Source organism: Mesorhizobium sp. M0060 (assembly GCF_040323155.1).
Lineage (GTDB): Bacteria > Pseudomonadota > Alphaproteobacteria > Rhizobiales > Rhizobiaceae > Mesorhizobium.
This window is the reverse complement of sequence record NZ_JAMYUP010000003.1, coordinates 233,615-253,723: the sequence shown is the minus strand read 5'-3', so window position 1 is coordinate 253,723 and position 20,109 is coordinate 233,615. Positions and strand designations below refer to the sequence as shown.

20 protein-coding genes, 1 tRNA gene and 1 pseudogene are annotated in these 20,109 nt (G+C 62.1%); 12 read left to right on the top strand and 10 right to left on the bottom strand.

Annotation, left to right across the window (positions count from 1 at the left end; translation table 11 throughout):
• A pseudogene (locus NKJ94_RS05260) lies at nucleotides 1–267 on the top strand (hypothetical protein); the annotation flags it as partial.
• 111 nt (nucleotides 268–378) lie between these two features.
• Here the strand turns inward: NKJ94_RS05260 and NKJ94_RS05255 are convergent.
• Nucleotides 379–612, bottom strand: a complete 234-nt coding sequence (locus NKJ94_RS05255) for a hypothetical protein (protein WP_352516376.1) — start codon at nucleotides 610–612, stop codon at nucleotides 379–381.
• A 555-nt stretch (nucleotides 613–1,167) separates the two neighbouring features.
• On the opposite strand from NKJ94_RS05255, the gene NKJ94_RS05250 reads away from it, so the two are divergent.
• The 4 genes from NKJ94_RS05250 to NKJ94_RS05235 all read left to right on the top strand — a co-directional run bounded on the left by NKJ94_RS05250 (nucleotide 1,168) and on the right by NKJ94_RS05235 (nucleotide 7,296).
• The gene (locus NKJ94_RS05250; protein WP_352523366.1) at nucleotides 1,168–1,959 is read left to right on the top strand and encodes a calcium-binding protein; all 792 of its coding nucleotides are present in this window, start codon (nucleotides 1,168–1,170) and stop codon (nucleotides 1,957–1,959) included.
• 354 nt (nucleotides 1,960–2,313) lie between these two features.
• Complete coding sequence (locus tag NKJ94_RS05245) at nucleotides 2,314–4,122, top strand: type I secretion system permease/ATPase (RefSeq protein WP_502896047.1); 1,809 nt, start codon at nucleotides 2,314–2,316, stop codon at nucleotides 4,120–4,122.
• The gene (locus tag NKJ94_RS05240) at nucleotides 4,097–5,410 is read left to right on the top strand and encodes an HlyD family type I secretion periplasmic adaptor subunit (RefSeq protein WP_352523365.1); all 1,314 of its coding nucleotides are present in this window, start codon (nucleotides 4,097–4,099) and stop codon (nucleotides 5,408–5,410) included. Before NKJ94_RS05245 ends, NKJ94_RS05240 begins: the two co-directional genes overlap by 26 nt.
• Before the next feature lie 668 nt (nucleotides 5,411–6,078).
• Nucleotides 6,079–7,296, top strand: a complete 1,218-nt coding sequence (locus tag NKJ94_RS05235; RefSeq protein WP_352523364.1) for a tyrosine-type recombinase/integrase — start codon at nucleotides 6,079–6,081, stop codon at nucleotides 7,294–7,296.
• Nucleotides 7,297–7,317: 21 nt separating this feature from the next.
• Here the strand turns inward: NKJ94_RS05235 and NKJ94_RS05230 are convergent.
• Nucleotides 7,318–7,393 (bottom strand) — tRNA-Ile (locus NKJ94_RS05230).
• Nucleotides 7,394–7,565: 172 nt separating this feature from the next.
• Between NKJ94_RS05230 and NKJ94_RS05225 the strand changes: the two genes are divergently transcribed.
• Complete coding sequence (locus tag NKJ94_RS05225; RefSeq protein ID WP_352523363.1) at nucleotides 7,566–8,276, top strand: SIMPL domain-containing protein; 711 nt, start codon at nucleotides 7,566–7,568, stop codon at nucleotides 8,274–8,276.
• Between the two features lie 133 nt (nucleotides 8,277–8,409).
• On the opposite strand, the gene NKJ94_RS05220 is transcribed toward NKJ94_RS05225, so the two are convergent.
• Nucleotides 8,410–8,766, bottom strand: a complete 357-nt coding sequence (locus NKJ94_RS05220; protein ID WP_352523361.1) for a hypothetical protein — start codon at nucleotides 8,764–8,766, stop codon at nucleotides 8,410–8,412.
• 248 nt (nucleotides 8,767–9,014) lie between these two features.
• Nucleotides 9,015–9,461 (bottom strand): YcgN family cysteine cluster protein, encoded by a 447-nt coding sequence (locus NKJ94_RS05215; protein ID WP_352523406.1) that lies wholly within the window; start codon nucleotides 9,459–9,461, stop codon nucleotides 9,015–9,017.
• Between the two features lie 223 nt (nucleotides 9,462–9,684).
• Between NKJ94_RS05215 and NKJ94_RS37555 the strand changes: the two genes are divergently transcribed.
• Nucleotides 9,685–11,835: an OmpA family protein gene (locus NKJ94_RS37555; protein ID WP_502896043.1), complete on the top strand. Its 2,151-nt coding sequence runs from the start codon at nucleotides 9,685–9,687 to the stop codon at nucleotides 11,833–11,835.
• A 237-nt stretch (nucleotides 11,836–12,072) separates the two neighbouring features.
• Nucleotides 12,073–12,588, top strand: coding sequence for a TIGR00645 family protein (locus tag NKJ94_RS05200; RefSeq protein WP_352523358.1), 516 nt, complete (start codon nucleotides 12,073–12,075; stop codon nucleotides 12,586–12,588).
• 30 nt (nucleotides 12,589–12,618) lie between these two features.
• Here the strand turns inward: NKJ94_RS05200 and NKJ94_RS05195 are convergent, their stop codons facing one another.
• The gene (locus tag NKJ94_RS05195; protein WP_352523357.1) at nucleotides 12,619–13,485 is read right to left on the bottom strand and encodes an SDR family oxidoreductase; all 867 of its coding nucleotides are present in this window, start codon (nucleotides 13,483–13,485) and stop codon (nucleotides 12,619–12,621) included.
• 180 nt (nucleotides 13,486–13,665) lie between these two features.
• Here NKJ94_RS05195 and NKJ94_RS05190 point away from each other — a divergent pair, with 180 nt between their 5' ends.
• Both NKJ94_RS05190 and NKJ94_RS05185 read left to right on the top strand, forming a co-directional pair.
• Nucleotides 13,666–13,932, top strand: a complete 267-nt coding sequence (locus tag NKJ94_RS05190) for a type II toxin-antitoxin system VapB family antitoxin (protein WP_352523356.1) — start codon at nucleotides 13,666–13,668, stop codon at nucleotides 13,930–13,932.
• Nucleotides 13,929–14,318 carry a type II toxin-antitoxin system VapC family toxin gene (locus NKJ94_RS05185; RefSeq protein ID WP_352523355.1) on the top strand — a complete coding sequence of 130 codons (390 nt, stop codon included), beginning with the start codon at nucleotides 13,929–13,931 and terminating at the stop codon, nucleotides 14,316–14,318. Before NKJ94_RS05190 ends, NKJ94_RS05185 begins: the two co-directional genes overlap by 4 nt.
• Nucleotides 14,319–14,325: 7 nt before the next feature.
• Here NKJ94_RS05185 and NKJ94_RS05180 read toward each other — a convergent pair whose 3' ends face one another.
• Together NKJ94_RS05180 and NKJ94_RS05175 are read right to left on the bottom strand one after the other, a co-directional pair.
• Nucleotides 14,326–14,961: a helix-turn-helix transcriptional regulator gene (locus tag NKJ94_RS05180; protein ID WP_352523353.1), complete on the bottom strand. Its 636-nt coding sequence runs from the start codon at nucleotides 14,959–14,961 to the stop codon at nucleotides 14,326–14,328.
• A gap of 7 nt (nucleotides 14,962–14,968) precedes the next feature.
• Nucleotides 14,969–15,838 carry a S1C family serine protease gene (locus NKJ94_RS05175; protein WP_352523352.1) on the bottom strand — a complete coding sequence of 290 codons (870 nt, stop codon included), beginning with the start codon at nucleotides 15,836–15,838 and terminating at the stop codon, nucleotides 14,969–14,971.
• 170 nt (nucleotides 15,839–16,008) lie between these two features.
• Here NKJ94_RS05175 and NKJ94_RS05170 point away from each other — a divergent pair, with 170 nt between their 5' ends.
• Nucleotides 16,009–16,956 (top strand): S1C family serine protease, encoded by a 948-nt coding sequence (locus NKJ94_RS05170; protein WP_352523351.1) that lies wholly within the window; start codon nucleotides 16,009–16,011, stop codon nucleotides 16,954–16,956.
• A 103-nt stretch (nucleotides 16,957–17,059) separates the two neighbouring features.
• On the opposite strand, the gene NKJ94_RS05165 is transcribed toward NKJ94_RS05170, so the two are convergent.
• A complete protein-coding gene (locus tag NKJ94_RS05165; protein ID WP_352523350.1) occupies nucleotides 17,060–17,971 on the bottom strand; it encodes an arginase family protein in 912 nt (303 codons plus the stop codon).
• 116 nt (nucleotides 17,972–18,087) lie between these two features.
• Entirely contained in the window at nucleotides 18,088–18,510 is a 423-nt protein-coding gene (locus NKJ94_RS05160; protein ID WP_352523349.1) for a VOC family protein, read from the bottom strand.
• Nucleotides 18,511–18,576: 66 nt separating this feature from the next.
• Here NKJ94_RS05160 and NKJ94_RS05155 point away from each other — a divergent pair, with 66 nt between their 5' ends.
• Entirely contained in the window at nucleotides 18,577–19,203 is a 627-nt protein-coding gene (locus NKJ94_RS05155; RefSeq protein ID WP_352523348.1) for a TetR/AcrR family transcriptional regulator, read from the top strand.
• On the opposite strand, the gene NKJ94_RS05150 is transcribed toward NKJ94_RS05155, so the two are convergent.
• Entirely contained in the window at nucleotides 19,136–20,092 is a 957-nt protein-coding gene (locus NKJ94_RS05150; protein WP_352523405.1) for a LysR family transcriptional regulator, read from the bottom strand. The two genes, NKJ94_RS05155 and NKJ94_RS05150, sit on opposite strands and share 68 nt — an antisense overlap.
• Between the last annotated feature and the right edge of the window lie 17 nt (nucleotides 20,093–20,109).

Below are 20,109 nucleotides of genomic sequence, written 5' to 3'. Positions count from 1 at the left end.
ATGGATGGCGATTGGGATTGGGCGATTCCTGCATTGTCGAGAACGATGCAGGGAGAGCAGATCCTTCAGCCTGAAGAGGTGGCAGCGATGCTGCGGCTGCATGAGCTTGGCTGGGGAATGAACCGACGGGCGAAAGAATTCGGGTGCGCTCGCAACACGGTGCCTCGGTATCTAAGCGAGGGCGGGACTGATCCGTTTCGCAAGCCTGTGCGGCCGACCGCGTTTGACGGACTGGACGATTGGCTGCGGGAGCGCTTCTTCCCCCATGGCTCGGGCTGGATGACGATCTCGACCCGCTCCAGATGCGCCGGGAACGCCTTGCGCGGTCGCGCAGCACGTCGCGGCTCGCCTGTCGGTCTTGCGGCCTCGAGCTCGGACTCAATCGCGCCGAGCCCGGTCTGATTTCGAAGGCGAAGGCCTGCTGGGCACGTTCGAGCTTCTCGGAGCTGCGACCGAAGCGGCGCGCTCCAGCTGCTTGACGATCCCATGAAGGTCGGCGATCCTCTCCTGGGCAGGCTCGTTGAGTGTCGCCATCCGGACGATCTCGGCCTTGAGTGTTTCGCTCCGGAGTTGTTGCAGTTCGGCCTTCTCCGCCGCCATGGCGACGAACATCGCCTTGAGCGTATCGATTTCGTGGGGACGGGGCGAAGCGCTTCTCGTCATGACGCCGACAGAAGCTTATTGTGCACGGCCTGAAGCCCGCCTTTTGCGCCTGAGTCACTTCGCCACGGCCTATCCGGCCGACCTCGGACGCCGTCTCCGTTCGGCTCAAACGAGCCAGTCCATGCCTTCCGAGCGCCATCAGTTCGGCGCGGCAAGCCGGATCACGCCGTTCTCCACCCGCGGCCAGCGGAACTTGTCCCCGTCCAGCGCTTACGGTGCGGGTATGCCGGCGTCGAGCAAACAGAGAGAAGTTTGGGGCCGAACCAGGTCGGCCCCGTTACGAAGTGTTGTCCTGGTGGTTTGAGTGTCGAATCTTCAGATCGATTGCTTGGGCGACCAGCGTCCCCGCCGCCAGCGAGCCCGCAACTGCTCAGCAGAAGGGCGAAGTGAACGTGAGTGCATCCATTTCGTAAATGTGTGTCTATCCAAGCAATCGATTTCTCTAATTATCCGATGAGGAATATCAAGGCGTCAGGCAGGGTGCATCACTAGGAGTATTTTGCGATGGTAAAGATTATCGAGGGTGGCCCGGGTTCCGAAACACTCCTCGGCACCGAGCTTGAAGATTGGATGGAGGGTTTCGGAGGCAATGACTGGATTGAAGGTCGTGGCGGCAACGACGAGATCTCGGGTGGCGCGGGCAGTGACCGAGCCATCGGCGGCGAGGGTAACGACCGCATCTTCGGCGGAGATGGCTGGGACGATCTCTCCGGCGACAACGGCCGCTTCAACCCGCGCGTCTCCGGTGAGGACAATGACAGGCTCAGCGGCGGTCCCGGCCAGGATGTCCTCTACGTGGGTGACGGCCAGGACACGTTGACCGGGGGCACCGACAGTGACACGTTCGTGTTCCAGTTCCACAATCCGGTGCCTGGGGTTGTCGGGTCGAAGTCGGACATTTCCACTATCACCGATTTCAACCCGGCGGAGGACAAGTTCGCCTTCGATGCGGTGGGCCTCTACAACGACGGTTTTGGCGCGAACTTCGTCAACAACGCCAGCATACAGTCCGGCTACCCGGTGAGCAGCTTCTACAGTGGTGCGGCCTCGGGTGCGAACGGCGAACACGTCGTGGTGATCACTGGCGAATCTTTCAACTCTGCTTCTGAAGCCGCGAGTGCGATCTCCGGCGAGCACGCCGGCGACATCATTGTCTACCAAAGCAGCTACACCGACAGAGTCGCAACTCTGGCCTATGTGACCGCCGACAACAGCGCGCATGAGTTCGCCCACCTGGGCGGTGTGGTCACCGTGGCCGACCTAGGCCTGACCGCGTCGGACTTCACCTTCGTTTGATCCAGAAAACCCATACGGTACATCGCCCCGCCCCCCCGGGGCGGGCGCTTTCCGTTTCCGCTACTTGCGATGGGCCGGGGCGCCCGGGAGCAGTCGCAGCGTGTACAGCTTGACGAAGCCCTGCGGGTCGCGCTGGTCGTACACCGAAATCTCCCCTGAAGGTGTGGGCGGTAAGCCTGTTCGGGCCCTTGCGGCCGGCCACGATGACGTTGCCCTTCCAAACCTTCAGCCGGACGGTGTTGTTGTTGACCCGCTCCATTAGATGCCAAACCAAACATATTCGGCGGGAGCACTGATCCTGAATCAGCGAGTCGGTTGCCGCTCGGGGAGCAATATAGGGAGCTGGGTCGCCAGATCCTCACGGAGACCTACGTGAGTAACCATTCCTTGAAGGATTCAGCTTTGAGACCTTTCCCTCTGACTTCCGCTATTTGGGGAGTTCTGTTGATCAGCGGCGTGGTCAACGTGCTTGCGCTGATCTCGCCGCTGTTCATGCTTCAGGTCTACGACCGCGTTCTGGCAAGTGGCAGCGTATCGACGCTAGTGGGGCTCGTCGTGCTTGCTGCAGGGCTTTATGCGTTCCAATGCCTGCTCGACGTTTTGCGCGCCCGCGTGCTGCTGCGGATTGGCGAGCGTTTCGATGAACAGTTTTCCGGACGCGTTCACGATGCGATCGTTCGCCTTCCGCTTTTAACGCGCATGCCGGGCGACGGCTTGCAGCCGCTTCGCGACCTCGACAATATTCGCGGATTCTTAGGTGGAAACGGTCCGACAGCGTTCTTCGATCTGCCATGGATGCTGCTTTATCTTGCCATTTGCTTCCTCCTTCATTTCTGGATCGGCATGACGGCACTTATCGGGGCGATCGGTCTCACATCTCTGACACTTCTTACCAACACTCTCTCGCAACGGCCGATACGCGAGACCATTGCCCACGACATGGTGCGCAATGGCCTACTGCAAGCAGCGCGTTGCAATGCCGAGGTCGTGCAAGCTCTCGGTCTCGGAAAGCGGATCGCTGCCCGATGGCACAAGGCCAATGCCGAGTATCTGGCCGCCAACCGGAAAGCTGGGGACGTGGCAGGTGGGCTGGGTGGCATTGCAAAGTCGTTGCGCGTGCTGCTGCAATCGGCCATTCTTGCCGTCGGCGCGTACCTTGTCATCAGGCAGGAGGCTACGGCCGGGGTCATGATTGCCAGTTCGATCATGATGGGGCGTGCGCTGGCTCCGGTCGATCTGGCCATTTCAAGCTGGAAACCCTTCCTCATGGCGCGCCAGGGTTGGGCGCGGCTGGAGGACCTCCTGGGAACGGTTCCTGAAACCGCTTCTGTTATGCCAATGCCTGCACCTGAACGCGAACTGCGCCTCGAAGGCGTGACAATCGTTCCGCCCGGCGAAAGGAAGCCGACCGTGACCGGCCTTGCGTTTGCCGTTCAGGCGGGAAGCGCACTCGGGATCATCGGTGCATCGGGTTCCGGCAAGTCGACACTCTCGCGCACCATCGTCGGCGCATGGGCGCCGGTCGCCGGAAAGGTTCGCATCGACAGCGCAAGCCTCGATCAATGGGACCGGGAAGCACTAGGCCGTCATATCGGCTATCTGCCGCAAGGTGTTGAACTGTTCGACGGCACCATTGCCGAAAACATCGCTCGTTTTGAAGATAATCCTGACCCTGAGGCTATTGTCGCCGCGGCGAAAGCAGCGGGCACGCACGAACTGATCCTCCGATTTGAGCACGGCTACGAAACTCCAATTGGTGAGGCCGGATCGGCACTTTCCGCCGGGCAGCGCCAGCGTATCGGTCTTGCCCGTGCTCTTTATCGAGACCCTTTCCTTGTTGTGCTCGATGAACCCAATGCCAATCTCGATGCGGAAGGCGAGGCTGCGGTCGTCAAGGCGATCGCCTCCGTGCGCGGGCGCAAGGGCATTGCGGTTGTCGTCGCCCATCGGCCGAGCGCCATCCGCGCCGTGGATTTGGTGTTGGTGATGGAAGGTGGACGGCAGCGAGCATTCGGTGCGCGTGATGAAGCGCTTTCCAAAGTCCTGAAGGGGGCAGCGATGGCACGAGGCGCTGGCGTCAAAGCCATCGAATCTACACAGGATAACGTGGGAGAGCGCGCTGACATGGAGGATCCCGGTGTCCGGCATTCATCAGAACAATGACGTTTCCAGCTCCATTCGCCGGCACCTGGTGGCGGGCCTTCTGGCGAGCGTGATCTTTGTTGGAGGAGCCGGAGCCTGGGCGGCCTTCACGAATCTCTCCGGTGCGGTTGTCGCGTCCGGACACTTTGTCGTCGATTCCTATGTGAAGAAGGTGCAGCACCCGACCGGTGGGGTGGTGGGAGAAATCCTGGTGAGCGAAGGTGATAAAGTAAAAGCCGGCGACATCCTCATGCGGCTCGACGCCACCCAGACGCGCGCCAATCTCGCTGTAGTCAGCAAGCGGCTCGATGAGCTGGCCGCCAACCTGGCACGACTCGAAGCTGAGCGTGACGATCTGGCGGAGATCGCCTTCCCGGACTGGCTGCTCGCCCGCAGAGATGTTCCGGACGTAGTTTCGGCAGTACATGGCGAGACGCGGCTGTTCGAATTCCGCAGACAATCCCGCGACGGAAGGCAGGCGCAGCTAGCGGAACGCATCACTCAATATGAGCACGAGATCGAGGGACTCAAGGCGCAGGAAATTGCTTGTGAGAAAAGCACCGAGATCCTCCAAAAGGAAATTGCTGCCCTGAGTGGGCTGCGCGACCAAGGCATTGTCTCGGACCAACGCTTGAACAGTCTGAAGACGCAGGTTGCCACTTTCGGCGGCGAACGCGGTGAGAAGATTGCACATCAGGCACAGACGGCAGCCCGCATAGCCGAAACGCGCCTGCAGATCCTGCAGATCGATCCGGATTTCAAGACGGAAGTCGGCCAGGAGCTCAGAGAGGTTCAGGCGCAGGTTGGGGAGTATGTTGAGCGCAAGGTGGCGGCTGAACAAGAACTGCGACGGATCGATATTGTCGCGCCGCAGTCAGGCGCCATTCAACAACTCGCAGTTCATACGGTCGGAGGAGTGATCACGCCCGCCGATCCGATTATGCTAATCGTGCCGGAAGGCGACGATCTTGCGCTTGAAGCACGAATCACCCCGAAGGACATCGACCAAATCCAGCTTGGTCACAAGGCCGTGCTGCGGATGTCAGCCTTCAATCTGAGGAGCACGCCGGTATTGAACGGATATGTCAGCCGGATCGCAGCCGATCTGGCGACGGACGAAAAAAACGGCGTTTCGTATTACCTGGTGCGTCTGTCGGTTCCGCATGCGGAACTGACGAAGCTCAAGGACCTGACGCTCGTGCCCGGAATGCCGGCCGAAGCGATGATCCAGACGGGCGAGCGTACGGCGCTTTCTTATTTTGTGAAGCCGCTGTCGGACCAAATCAGTCGCGCATTCCATGAGGAATGAAAGTGATCCACAGAAATATTTTGTTATTCTTGTTGGTTGTTACGCATGCATGAGAGTCATAACCGTCTGAAAACACAACCATGCCGTTCCTCAGTTGGATTGCGCCTCTGACTCAGATACGTGGTTCCGCGGTCATTTTGCCCTTGCAAGTCGCCGCCCATTCAGTTCTTGGCCTCGAGCGCATTAAGATACCCATCATCGTACACAAAGGCTGGAAAAGAGTCCGGTGTCTTGAGCGATCCTAGGTCTGGAGACCTAGGGTGAGCCTGCAAGCACAGGGCCAGGACATGATTGAGCGTCTGCAATATTCGGACAGGTGCATAGAAAGACAGGCAGGCGCCAAAGACGCGCTTTCAACGCACTAAACCGATGCTGCGCACCCCGAGCGTCTTGCCGCCCTCGCTCCCGCCGGTAGGAATCAATCGCGAGCAGGCTGCGACGTTCATCGGCGTAAGCTCAACGACCTTTGATGAAATGGTCCAGGACGGCCGGATGCCGCAGCCACGAATGCCGAGCAAGGGGCGCATTGTTTGGGACGTCGAGGAACTTGTATCGGCGTTTCGAAAGCTCCCTCACCGCCAAATCGGAGGAGCACCAAAGCTTGACGAAGATTCGCCGCCACTAGACAATCCTTGGGATCGAAAACCACGAACATGACGGATGAGCCCGTGAAGGTCGATCTTAAGGGCGTAGTGAAGGACACTGATCGCCACGGCAATGATCGGTACTATTTTCGCGCACCGGGTCGGAAGAAGGTCCGGCTCCGTGAACCGACCGGCAGCGACGAGTTCCTCGAGGAACTGCGGTGCGCGCGCGCCGAGGTCACTTATGTTCGGCCCGGCACTCTTCCCGAGATTTGCCGGCGCCTCCCCAAGCCTTCCGAGCCAGCGAAGAAAGGCACGTTGCTGTGGCTTTGCCAGGAGTATTACCGTCGGGGCGGCACGGAAATCACCCAAGACACTATGGCGCGCCGACGAGCAATTCTGGAGCGCGTATGCGAATTACCTCATCCCCTCGAAGGTGACCCGGATCCTCAGTATCCCACCAAGGGATCTCTGCCATTCGCCGGTATGAAACGGTCTCATGTTAAGGAGATCAGGGACACCAGGCTCGACGCCCTTGGCGCGGCAAACAATATCGTAAAAGCCATCAGCGCGATGTTTGAGTGGGCAAAGGACACAGAGATTCCGGGCGTCGACTCCAATCCCGCCCGCGGCATCAGACGGCTAAAGAGCGGCGACGGCTGGCACCCATGGGACGTGTCGGAGATCGTTCAATATGAGAAGCGGCATCCGCTGGGTACCGCAGCCAGACGTGCGCTCTCGATCTTCATGTTTACTGGCCTGCGGTTGTCCGACGTCGCGATCTTCGGTCGACAGCACATCACGCTCGTCTACAACGAGGAGACCGAGCAGTGGGAGAAGTGGATCAGAATTAAGCCTGGGAAGACCAGTCGTAACAAGGATGCGGTGTTGGTGGAGCTCCCGCTTCTGCCCGAACTAGAGGCGGAACTTGAGCACACGCCCTCCGACCAGATGACCTTCCTGGTCAATGAGTATGGTCGCCCGTTCTCGGAGAACGGTCTGGGCAACAAGATGCGCCAGTGGTGTGATCAAGCTGAGCTGCCGCACTGCAGTGCTCATGGAATTCGCAAGGCCGGCGCGACGATCGCCGCTGAGAACGGCGCGACGCACGAGCAGCTGAAGGCGATATATGGGTGGACTACGTACCAGCAGCCCGACCACTACATCAAGAAAGCGCGTCGCCGGAAGGTAGCGAGAGCGGCGAAATACCTGCTGGTTATCGATCGAAAAGAGAACAAAATTGTCCCACTTTCTGAGGGGGTTGAAAGAGGTGGGACAAAAATCGCCAAAAAATCCAATTAAATCAACGGCCACAAAAGCCAATGGTGGGCCCGGAGGGACTCGAACCCCCAACCAAGCGGTTATGAGCCGCCGGCTCTAACCATTGAGCTACAGGCCCCACGGCGCTGGATTAGTGTTTTTCCCTGAACCGCACAAGGCTTTCCGAGCAGGCGTTCCAAGGGGCTGGCAGAGATCGCCCAAATCAGCCCATATTGATAACCTATTGCACGTAGCCCATTGGACGCCGCTCAACACTCGGCTGTCTTGGGATCGCAGATCGAGGAGATTTCATGACCAGACGTATTTTGCCCCTGGCAATTGCCGCCGCAATCGCATTTCCGACGATCGCCGGGGCCGCCGATTCGCCGCCGCCACCGCGCATCGTCGTCACCGGCGAAGGCGAGGCGGCGATAGCACCCGATCTGGCTCTGCTGACGCTCAGCGTCATGCGCGAGGCCAAGACAGCACGTGCAGCGCTCGATGCCAATAACGACGCCATGGCCGCGGTGATCGCCGCGATGAAATCTTCCGGCATCAAGGAGCGCGACCTACAGACCGCGGGCATCCAGATCAACCCGCGCTATAACTACACCAACAAGCCCGACGGCAGCCAGGAGGCCGAGCTTGTCGCCTATCAGGTGACCAACACGCTTTCGGTGCGCATCCGCGACATCGACAAGACCGGTGACATTCTCGACAAGGCGGTGTCACTCGGCGTCAACCAGGGCGGCGGCATCTCCTTCTCCAACGACGATCCGGCGGCAGCCGTCACCGAGGCCCGCAAGAAGGCCGTCGCCAATGCTATGGCGAAAGCCAAGACGCTGGCCGAAGCGGCCGGCGTCGGCATCGGCCGGGTCCTGGAAATCACCGACCAGAATTTCGCACCACCGCCGATGCCGATCAACGCCAAGGCTTTCGATGCCGCCGGCGCATCGGTTCCGGTGCAAGCCGGCGAAAATTCCTATACCGCGCAGGTGACGGTGACTTTCGAACTGAAGTGATCATCGCTCGCAGCATGAAAAACCCCGGAGGATCGATCCCCCGGGGTTATTTGAGCCGCGCCCTTCCGTCCTGGCGGAAAGGGGCTCCGCTACTCTACCGGCTGCAAGTCAGCCGGCCGCAAGCCCGAAGATCTTAGCGATAGAGGACCGGACAGCCGCGGTCGTTGGCGAATACGATCACCACGCGGTCGCCATACTGGCGGCCAGCGACCTTGACCGTACGGCGGTTGATGTCGATGATGCGGATGCGGTGCAGGCCCATGCGTTCGGCCTTGTCGAGGGCACGCTCCGGCGAACAGGACCGGCGCCAGTTGCCATGACGGCGGTGTTCGCGGTAATTGCCATCGTCGTCGCCGGTATAGACGCCAACGCGCGGGTCCTGGTTGTTGCCGAAGCCGAGATAGATGCTGTCTGCATGGGCCGGGAGGGCAGCAAGCGTGCCAAGGCCGACAAGAGCCGAAAGAGCCGCCATCTTGATGGTGTTGAACATTGTAATTCTCTCCTTGTTGAGGGTTTCCACCCGTTTTCTTCAAACCGATGGGAGGAGAATGCACCCGTCTGTCTGAATTTTTTACGAACCGGCCGTTCATCTCCAGTTCATGCGGCAGAAACGGGGATAGTCTCTCGCTCCTGGAACCGGTGCTATGGACGGCGGTGCTATATAGGGTGGATGGGCATAGGTGGATGGGCAACGTCCGTTTTGCCGTCGGTTCCGCGTCCTCGATTCCGGAGTGACTCCTACGGCTCGTCAGCGAGCATATGGTCGAAATAATCGTCCGGCTCGGCAAGGTCGGTCTCGCTGGCGCTGACGCGGCCGCGCATCGAGATGCCGGCCTCATGTACGGTCTCGTCGCTTCCCGACACCAGCCGGTGCCACCAATAGAGATCGCGGCCCTCGGCAACCAGCCGGTAGGCGCAGGTCTTGGGCAGCCAGCTGATGGTGCGCACATTCTGCGGCGTCAGCCCGACGCAATCTGGAACGCGCGCCAGCCGGTTGGCATAATCGGAGCAGCGGCAGCTTCCGGCGTCGAACAGCCGGCAGCCGACGCTGGTCCAGTAGATATCGCCGGTGTCTTCGTCCTCGAGTTTGGCCAGGCAACATTTGCCACAGCCGTCGCAGAGCGATTCCCACTCGACCGGGGTCATCGCCTCGAGCGTCTTGGTTTTCCAGAACGGCTTTTCCATTGTCGGCATGTGGCCCTCGGACGCGTCAAGGTCAAGCACGGCAACGCGTGCACCCTCGTCCGAACCATACGCGGGGACCATACGCCGGGACATACGAATGACATGAAGTCGCCTTCAAAACGCCGGTCAATCGCCCTGTACCACCGCTAAAACCTACAAACAGGAACCAAACATGGTTGCTGAAAGTTTGGGCGGGGATGGGACGCCACAAGGAGTGTTTATGATGAAACGCCAACCACGGATTCTGGCAGGCACGGCGCTTGGCCTGTTGATGGCGTCCGCGCCGTTAGGCGCGTTCCCGCTGCAAGGCAGTGCCGCATTCGGCCCCGCCCAGAACAGCGCAATGCTTATCCCGGCGCAGTCGAATTGTGCCGAAGGCGAGTCGGCCGAAGCCTGCGCCCAAGGCGGAAAGTCGGAGCCGGAACGGAAGCCTGGCAAGAGGCGCGACCGGCAGCAGCAAACCGAAGCGGCGCCCGCCGAACAATCGAGCGAGCCCGAGCAGAAGCCGCGCAGGAACAAGCGCGAGCAGCAGCAGAGCGAATCCGCACCCGCCGAACAGCTTGCGCCTTCCGGCGAAGAGCAGGGCAATCAACGCAGGAAGAAAAACAGACAGCAGCAGCAGATCGAAGCCGCACCGGCCGACCAGCAGGCCGCTCCTGCGAACGATGATCAGCAGCAGCAAAAGCCACGCAGAAAGAAGCGTGACCAGCAACGACAGGAAGCCGCACCTGCTGAACAACCCGCCGAGCAGCTTGCCCCTGCAAACGACGATCAGCCGCTCACGCCGCGCAGGAAGAAGCGCGACCGGCAACAGCAGGAAGCCGCGCCTGCCGAACAGCCGGCCGAGCAGGCTGCCCCCGCAAACGACAACAACCAGTTGGGCAATCCGCGCAAGAGGAAGAACAAGCAGGACCAGCAGATCGAGGCGGCGCCGGCCGAACAGGCGCCGCGCAAGAAGGAACGCCCCGCCGGCGAGCCTCTCCCACAGACCGAGCCACTTCCAACCGACAAGCAAGCGGCTCCTGTCCAAGGCGAACAGCCCCAGGACCAGGCGAAAAAGCGCGGCAAGAAGCCCGTTGGGGAAGAGCCGGTGACAGGCGAACGGCAGCCCGCAACCGGTGAGCAGCCCGCCACGGGCGAACAGGCAGCACCCGCCGAGGGTGGGACCCCTGCTCAGGGCGAAGCCGCGGCCAACCCGAACGAGGCGCCCATCCTCGACAGCCAGAAGGATGTCAGGCGCAGGCACGGCAAGGACCAAGGCGGCCAAAACGCGGGTCGCCAAAATGGCGGCAAAACGGGTGGTCAGGAGAGCAACCAGCCTGTCGAGCAGAACGGCAACCAGGCGGAAGTCTCGAAACCGGCTCCAGTCGACCAGGGACCGCCGCCCACCGACGACCGGACAGCCCAGCAGGAGATCAAGCCTGAAAAGATCGCTCCAGTGACGGAGGAAAAAGGCAAGCGCATCGAGCGCTCGGCCGATTTCGAGGACGTTCGTCGTAGGCGCCGCCCGCAAGGCGCCAACGTTCTCAGGGAATTCGGCGACCGCGTCATCCTTCAGTTCAACAACCAGACTTACGTGGAAAGCAGCGATGCACCGCGCATGCACCGCGGCGCCAGAAATGTCTATTATGAGGACCTGTCGGGCGATCGCACCCGGGAAATCGTCGAGCGTGACAATGGTGTCCAGATCGTCACCATCCGCAACCGCTACGGTGATGTCATCCAGCGTTCACGCATCGCGCCTGACGGGCGCGAATATGTGCTGAGCTATGTCGACGAGCGCAACTATGACGATGATGCAGACTGGCGCGACCCGGGCGACGACCTGCCGCCGATGCGCCTTACCATTCCGCAAGAGGAGTACATTCTGGATTCCGAAGAGGTCGAGGATCCGGACGACTACTACACCTTCCTCGAACGGCCGCCGGTGGAGAGGGTCCAGCGCCTCTATTCGATCGACGAGGTCAAGCGCTCGGCCCGCGTGCGTGACATCGCCCGCCGGATCGACCTCGACACGCTCAACTTCGAGTTCGGTTCGGCTTCGATTTCCGACATCGAGGTCCAGAAGCTGGAGGGTGTTGCCAACGCCATGGAGAAGCTGCTGAAGAAAAACCCGGCCGAAACCTTCCTGATCGAAGGCCATACCGATGCAGTCGGCACGCCGGAAGCGAACCTCGCTCTGTCCGACCGCCGCGCCGAGGCGGTCGCCGAAGCTCTGACCAATGCCTTCGGCATCCCGCCGGAGAACCTGACGACACAGGGCTATGGCGAGGAGTATCTCAAGGTAGACACGTCGGGACCCAATCGTGAGAACCGCCGCGTCGCCATCCGCCGCATCACCCCCTTGGTGGCGCCGGTGGCCAGCGCCCAATAAACCGCAATGTGAACCGCGCGATTCGATCAACCATTGAATCGCGCGGTCATCAATCTTGAAACGCGCGATCACCAATCCCAAATTCTGGACAGGGCGTTCCCTGCCCCGTCCCGACTCCAGCGGGACACACGAGCCCCGCCGGTCCCCTCCCGGCGGGGTTTCGTTTTTTAGGACCTTGCAAACCGCCGCAGCCTGCCCGAAATACGGCGCTCCGACAACGGAGCCCGGAACCGCCGCATGAAGCGCCTCGAACTCGCCGTCGAATCGATCATTCTCGCCTCGCGCTGGCTGCTGGTCGTCTTCTATCTCGGACTGGGCGCGGCGCTTGCCATCTATGCCGTGTCCTTCGGCAAGAAGCTGTTCGAGTTCGTTTCCGTGGCCTTCACGCTCGACGACACCGACACCATCCTGAAGATGCTCGGCCTCATCGACGCCGCGCTGGTCGCTTCGCTGGTGGTGATGGTGATCATCTCGGGCTACGAAAACTTCGTCAGCCGCTTCGATGAAAATGACGGCAAGGTGCATTGGCTGGGCACAATCGATGTCGGCTCGCTCAAGGTCAAGGTCGCCTCGACAATTGTCGCCATTTCCTCGATCCACCTCTTGCAGGTTTTCCTGAACTCGGTCTCCTACACGACCGACCAGCTGATGTGGCTGACCGTCATTCATCTGGCCTTCGTTCTCTCGGCACTGATGCTTGCCTATATCGACCGGCTGATGGGTCTGGGCAAAGCCAAGAAGGCAGAGGAGTGAGCACGCGTCGGTGCCCGCTTGATATTTCTGTCAGTAGATACTTTGGATTTGGGTATCCGTCCGGTCGAACACCTCGTCCGGCACAAAAAAGTCGCCGGCGAGCGGACCCGTCGTGCCCGGCGCATAGGCCGATAAATCGCTGACGCCCTCGGCGCGCAGCACTTCTTCGTCGATGTAGAAATTGCCGGTCGCCTCGCGCGACGGCCTGACCAGAATGGCGTATGCGGCATCGGCCATGATGTCGGGCGAACGGCTCATCGCCGCCACCGTCGCGCCGCCCAGGAGGTTGCGCACCGCCGCCGTGTCGATGGTCGAGATCGGCCATAGCGAATTGACCGCGATGCCGTCCCTGGCGAACTCCGCGCTCATGCCCAGCGTGCACATCGACATGCCAAACTTCGCCATCGTATAGGCGACATGGTTCTTGAACCACTTGGCCTTCATGTCGAGCGGCGGCGCCAGATTCAAAATGTGAGGATTTTCCGCCAACTTCAAGTGCGGAATACACATTTTGGAGACGAGAAAAGTGCCGCGAGTGTTGATCTGGTGCATCAGGTCGTAGCGTTTCATATCGGTCTCCAGCGTACCGGTGAGCTGGATGGCGCTGGCGTTGTTGATGCAGATGTCGATGCCGCCGAACGTCTCCACGGTCTTGGCGACGGCTTCGGCGACCTGTGCTTCGTCCCGGATGTCGCACAGCGCGGGCAGCGCCTTGCCGCCGGCCTGCTCGATCTCTTGCGCCGCCGTGTAGATCGTCCCCGGCAGCTTCGGATGCGGCTCGGCGGTCTTGGCCGCGATCGTCACATTGGCGCCGTCGCGCGCGGCGCGCAGCGCAATCGCCAGCCCGATGCCGCGCGACCCGCCGGAGATGAACAGCGTCTTTCCCTTGAGCGACATCCTTGCGCCTCCCTGTGCTACTCTCTTTTCTCCTTGCGATCCTTGCCTGCACCGCCGACGGATACAAGCGCCCCTAACCCTTAGCGGTGGTGACGCTACGGAGGATCGTGGATTTCGCGGGGCGCGTTGAAACTGACGGCAACTTGGTATATATTCTATACGAGAAGGGAGAATATATAAATGGCTTTGTCGATCAAGAATATGGAGGTCGAGCAACTGGCACGTGAGCTCGCCCGCCGCCGCCGGGTATCGGTGACGGAGGCCATCCGTCAAAGCCTCGAGCGCGAGGTTGCGCGCGAGCGGCTTGTGCCGCGCGACGACACCGGTGACCTTTTTCAACGTCTGATGGCGATTGCCGAACGAGCCGCACGAATACCGGAGCGCAAAGACGCGATGAGCGACGATGAAATTCTCGGTTACGACGAGCTGGGTATCCCGACGCGATGATCATCGATTCCTCGGCGCTGGTCGCCATTTTACGCACGGAGCCGGGCTACGACCGCTTCGTTTTGGCGATCGCCCAGGCTGAAAGACGTTTGCTTCCGGCACCGACACTGCTCGAAACGACAATGGTGCTCGTCGGCCGCTGGCAGGACCAGATTATCGATCGCTTCGAAGCCTTTTTGCGCACCGCCTCGATCGAGACGATGCCCTTCACGGCCGACCACGCCGCGGTCGCTCGTCAGGCGTTCCTGCGCTATGGCAAGGGCCGGCATCCGGCAGCCCTCAACTTCGGCGACTGCATTGCCTATGCTACGGCCCGTATCGAAGCCATGCCATTGCTGTTCAAGGGCGACGATTTCCGGCTGACCGACATCGAACCGGCTGTTTGATCCACGGTTAGACCAGCACCAGGCCCTGCCGCATGGCGATGGCGATCGCATCGGTGCGGTTGGCAGCACCGAGCTTCGTCAGGATCGCCGCGACATGGAACTTCGCCGTGTGCACGGAGATGTTCAACCGCCGCGCGATAACCTTGTTGGGCGCGCCTTCGGCCAGCAGTGCCAGCACCTCGCTTTCGCGCGGCGAAAGCGTCGGCCGGACGATATGCTCGTCAGTCGGCTCCTCCTCGAACCGGTCGCTGTCATGAAAGGCAAAATCGTCATGCCGGTCGGACAGAGCGTGGCTGTCACGAGAGACACGGTAGCCCGCCGCCGCCAGCCGCGCGGCGGCGGCGATCAGCAACTCGTCCGCTGCCGCCGGCAGCACGGCAAACACTGTATCGGCCGGCCGCTGCCGGGTCGCCCGCGACGACAGCAGCACCCGGGGCATAGCGGCGTCGACGAGCCTGCCTTGCACGTCATGATCATCGACGATGGCGACATCCATCGCCCCGCTCCCGTCGACTTCGCCCGCCAGAACCGGCCGCAGATCATCGGTCGCGGCAAGAGCTGCGGACAGACTTCGCGCGCGCTCGACGTCGTCGAGGGCGATCAGCACCGTCAGCCGTCTGCCAGCGACCTCACCGCTTACCATCTATCCCTCAGCTCAGTGGCTTTTCGCCGATGGTCAAGGAGACCTCACGGTTCTCGCCGCCGCGCACCACGCCGAGCGTCACCAAGGCGCCGGCGCTGTCCGGCCCGAGCTTGCGGATCAGTTCGCGCGGGCCATGCACCGCCTCTGCGTTCCACGACACGATGATGTCGCCGAGACTGAGACCGGCCGCTTTCGCCGGGCCGTTATCGTCGAGGCTCATCACCATGGCGCCCTGTGTATCACCATTGCGGACCGGATGCAGACCCGCGCCAAGATAGCCGCGCGCCACATGACCCTTCTCGCGCAGCGTCGTGACTGCCCGCTCGATCGTCTCGTAAGGCATGACCAGCGCCCGCCGGCGCGGTCCGAACAGCAGCATGCCGATCAATCCGCCCTTGGCGTCGAGCACGGGGCCGCCCTCGAAACGGCCACCGGCATTGACGGCAAGGTTGATGCGCTGGTCGATCGTGCCGCCGCGCATCGAACGCCAGGCCGGACCGACCTCGCCGACCGTGCCGAAGGTGGCGAGCGCCGCACCGCCGCTATTGCCCGCGACGATCGCCAGATTGCCCGGCCGCACCGCATCCGCCTTGGTCAGCGACGGCATGCTCGGCGCGCCGGCCGGTTTCAAAACGGCCGTGCCGGTGGACGGGTCGCGGCCGACCAGTTCGGCCTTGACTGTTTCGCCCGAAGAAAACGTCAGCTCGATCTCCTCGCCGGCCTCGACCGACTCCTCGGCAGTGACGAAATAGCCGTCCCGCCAATGGAAAGCAGTTGCCGTGCGGTGGTGCGTCGCGAAGCTGGCCGTCGCTGGTGCCGCAGCTGCCGCTATGTCGGCAATGGCGTCGGAAAACGTGCTCAGATTGAAATCGCTCATGATTTGTCTCCTGGGTTCTTCGTGACCCAGATATCGCTCGGCAGGGCGTTCGCGAATACTCGCCTGACGGCTAGTTGGGCGTTTGACTGGCCATCTGGTCAGGTCGCGGCCGGTCTAGCCGCTCCGCACATATAGGCATCCTTCATTTTAAAAGACACGGAGCCCCGCAGATGGCCCTGCCCGCCCAGCAATTGCAATATGACGATGCCCTTCTCGATGCCTATTCGGCGACCGTCGCCGATGCCGTCGACCGCATCGGACCCGCCGTCTGCCGCATCGAGCGCGTCGGTGGCCCCGGCGGCCATGGCTCCGGTTTCGTTATCGCGCCGGACGGGCTGGTCGTCACCAACTTCCACGTCGTCGGCGATGCGCGCAGCGTGCGCGTGTCGATGCCGGACGGCGCCTCCAGGGAGGGCCGCGTGCTCGGCCGCGATCCCGACACCGACATCGCGCTCGTTCGCGCCGACGGCAGCTTTGCCGATATCGCGCCGCTCGGCGATTCCAAGCGTTTGAGGCGCGGCCAGATCGCCATTGCCATTGGCAACCCGCTCGGCTTCGAATGGACCGTCACATCAGGCGTCGTCTCGGCGCTCGGCCGCTCGATGCGTGCCTCCACCGGCCGGCTGATCGACGACGTCATCCAGACCGACGCCGCGCTCAACCCCGGCAATTCCGGTGGGCCGCTTGTGTCTTCGGCGGGCGAGGTCATCGGCGTCAACACCGCGATGATCCATGGCGCGCAAGGCATCGCCTTTGCGGTTGCCTCCAACACCGCCAATTTCGTCATCTCGGAAATCATCCGCTTCGGCCGCGTCCGCCGCGCTTTTATCGGCGTTTCCGCCGACACCACCAACCTGCCGCGCCGCGCAGCACTTTTGTCGCAAGTGTCGAGCAGCACCGCGGTGCGCCTGCGCAGCGTCGAGAAGAACAGCCCGGCGGACAAGGCTGGCCTCAGGGAAGGCGACATCATTGCCGCCATCGACGGACGGCCGGTCACCGGCGTCGACGATCTGGTGCGCATGCTCGACGCCGAGCGCATCGGCCACGAGACGCTGTGCACGGTGGTGCGCCGCTCCGGCATTACTCAGGTCACGGTGATGCCAGTGGCGCGAAGCTGAGCTCTCGACCATGATCCCGAAAAGTGGGAACCGGTTTTTCGGACAAGATCATGGTCAAACAAAAGATAGAGCCCCATCCCGATCCATCGGGATGGATGAGGCTCTATCGCGGCGCATAGATCCGGCTAAGCAGCGAGACCAGCAGCGCTGCCAGCTCGCCAGTCGGATCGAGATCCGGATCGAAAATGGTCATGTCCATTCCGGTGCAGCGCGGATCCGCCACCAGCGCCGCGAGGATGTCGACGAGATCGTCCGGATCGATGCCGGGGCTGCCCGGTGAATCCACCGCCGGCATCACTGTCTGATCGAGCGCATCGACGTCGAAATGCACCCAGTAGGGCCAGCCGGTTCGCGCCAGCGTGTTCCAGGTCTTGTCCAGGACCTTCGCCGCGCCAAGCTCACGCACGGCAAAGACGTCGATCAACGTCATCGCGGTCGAATTGATGTCCGGCCAGCCGAAGTCGGGGTTGCGGTTCTCGCGTTCGCCGATCTGTATCACCTGTTCGTCCGCCACAAGCGGTCTTGCGATATCAGGCCAGTCGGTCAGCAACGGCTCACCACGTCCGGTTGCAAGCGCAAGGTCCATGCCGGGGGCCGAGCCGAGTAAGGCGTTGACGTCGTAGTTGCCCGGATGGCGGAAATCGCTGTGACCATCGACATGGACCAGTGCAACCGGACCATATCGCCGTGCGGCAGCCAGCGCGCCAAGCAGGACGGCGCAGTCGCCGCCCACGACCAGCGGGAACTCGCCTCGTCCCAGCGCGCCGGCAACGACCTCGGCGAGTGCGAGATTGAAGCTGCGTATCGCGTTGCCGTTGCGCAGCCGGGTGCCCGGCTGTGGCTCGGTGAGATAGGCGGGCCGATCAAGATCAACCACCTTGGCGGGCGAAAGCATCTCGACCAAGCCGGCTTCGGTCAGAGCCTGCGGCGCGTGCCAGGTCCCCGGTATATGATGCGGCCGGAGCGGACGGAGGCCAAGGTTGGAAGGTGCGCGGACAAGGCAGATTTCACGCATGGAGAAGGCCCAAGATTGATGAACCCTAACCATAGACCGCAAAGGCGTGATCGGCCACGCGGCTGAAGCCTTCACGTCGCGTCTGCCGACAGTTCCTGCCAGCGGCGCTGTCTCGCTCAGCCCGCCGCGCCATCGGCATATTGCGCCAGGAATTCCGGGCGCGGCGGGATCGGCCTGATCACGTCGATCAGCACGCCGTTGGGGTCGCTGGTGATGAAATGGCGCTGGCCGAAGGGTTCGTCGCACAGCGTTCGCAGGATCGGCAGGCCGGCGGCGGTGATCCGCTCATAGATGGCATCCGGATCCCTGACCTCGAAATTGATCAGCAGGCCCGACGTGCGGCCCCGCCCTTCCTCCGGGATCGTCTCATGATCGCCCTGGACGATGCCGAGATTGACGCGGCGATCTTCGGCTGAGCGCAGATGCACGTACCAGTCGGCCTCGAATAGCGGCCTGAAGCCGAAATGCGCGACATAGAAGGCTGTCGTGCCGGCAACGTCGCCCGTCATCAGCACCGGATAATAGCTCGTCGTCCTCATCTTTCCTTCTCCTAGCGAATAACATACAGTCTGCATGTATATTGAATTAACATACAGGCTGCATGTATGCAAGAAGAATCCACGCGCCGCTCCAACCGCGATCGCACCGAAGCGACCCGCGCAGAACTCATCGCCGCGGCGCGAAAACTGTTCAGCGAAAAATCCTATGCCGAGACCGGCACACCTGAGATCGTCGCAGCCGCCGGCGTCACGCGCGGCGCGCTCTATCATCACTTTGCCGACAAGCAGGCGCTGTTTGCCGCCGTGGTCGAGCAGGAGGCGCAGGCTGTCGCGGAAGAGATCGAGCGCGCTTCGCCGCCCTCGCTGCTTGCCCGCGACGCGCTGATTGCCGGCTCGGATGCCTATCTGGTCGCTATGCGCGCTCCCGGCCGCACGCGGCTCTTGCTGCTCGACGGACCGGCCGTGCTCGGCCGCGCCGCCATGGACGCGATCGACAACCGCCATGGCAACCGTTCGCTGCGCGAGGGCCTTGTCGCCGCGATGCGCTCGCAGTCCATGGCGAGATTGCCGGTGGAAGCGCTGACCGCCTTGCTTGCCGCCGCCTTCGACCGCGCAGCGCTCGCCATCGAAGCGGGCGCGTCGACCGAGGACTATCGCGCCGTTCTCATGGCGCTGATCGACGGTCTATCTCCGACTCCTCCTCAGGCACCTCGCCCGGCTCGAACTCGTTGAAGCAGCCGAGCTGGCGCTTGAACTGGTCGATCAGCCAAGCCGCCGCCGGTTTCGGACTGCGGTCGGCCCGGTGCATCGCATAGAGCGGCGAACGCACCTCGCTGAACGGCTCCAGATCCAGTTCCACCAGCCGGCCACTCGCCAGATCGTCGGCAATCAGCCAGCGCGGCAGCCCACCCCAGCCCAGCCCCTCGCGCATCAGCATATGCTTGGTACGCAGATCAGTCAGCCGCCAGGTGCGGTAGGCAAAGACCCCAAAGTCGCGCCCCTTGGTGCGCTCGGACTGGTCGGTGACAACGAGCTGAGTGTGTTCGCGCGCATCCTCGATCGCCACCGGCTTCGGCAGCAGCGCCAGCGGGTGGCTGGGCGCGGCGGCCAGCACTATCGACATGAAGCCGATGCGCACGAGGTGGACGTCGACCTCGCCCAGCAGGCCGCCAACACCGAGATCGGCGTGCCCGCTGACGACATGATCGGGGATCAGGCCGAGCGTGCCGATATGCAGGCGCAGCATCACGGTCGGAAACCGGGCCTCGAACGCCTTCAGCACCCGCACCAGCACCGGTGAGGGCAGCGCCGCATCGACCGACAACGCCACTTCGGCCTCCAGCCCCTGATGGTGGCCGTCTACGCGCGAGCGGATGCGCTGCAGCACACCCGTCATGCGCCGCGCATCCTCCAGCATCGCCCGGCCGATCTCGGTCAGTTGCGGCTCGCGCATACCCTCGCGCTCGAACAGTTTCAGCCCAAGCTGCGCCTCGAGGTTGGCGATGCCATAGCTGATAACGGACTGCGCCCGGTTGAGCTTGCGGCCGGCGGCCGAGAAACTGCCGGCTTCGGCGACGGCCACAAAGATCTGAAGTTGGTCGAGCGTCGGGTTGGGTTGCATCATAATATCCACTTTAT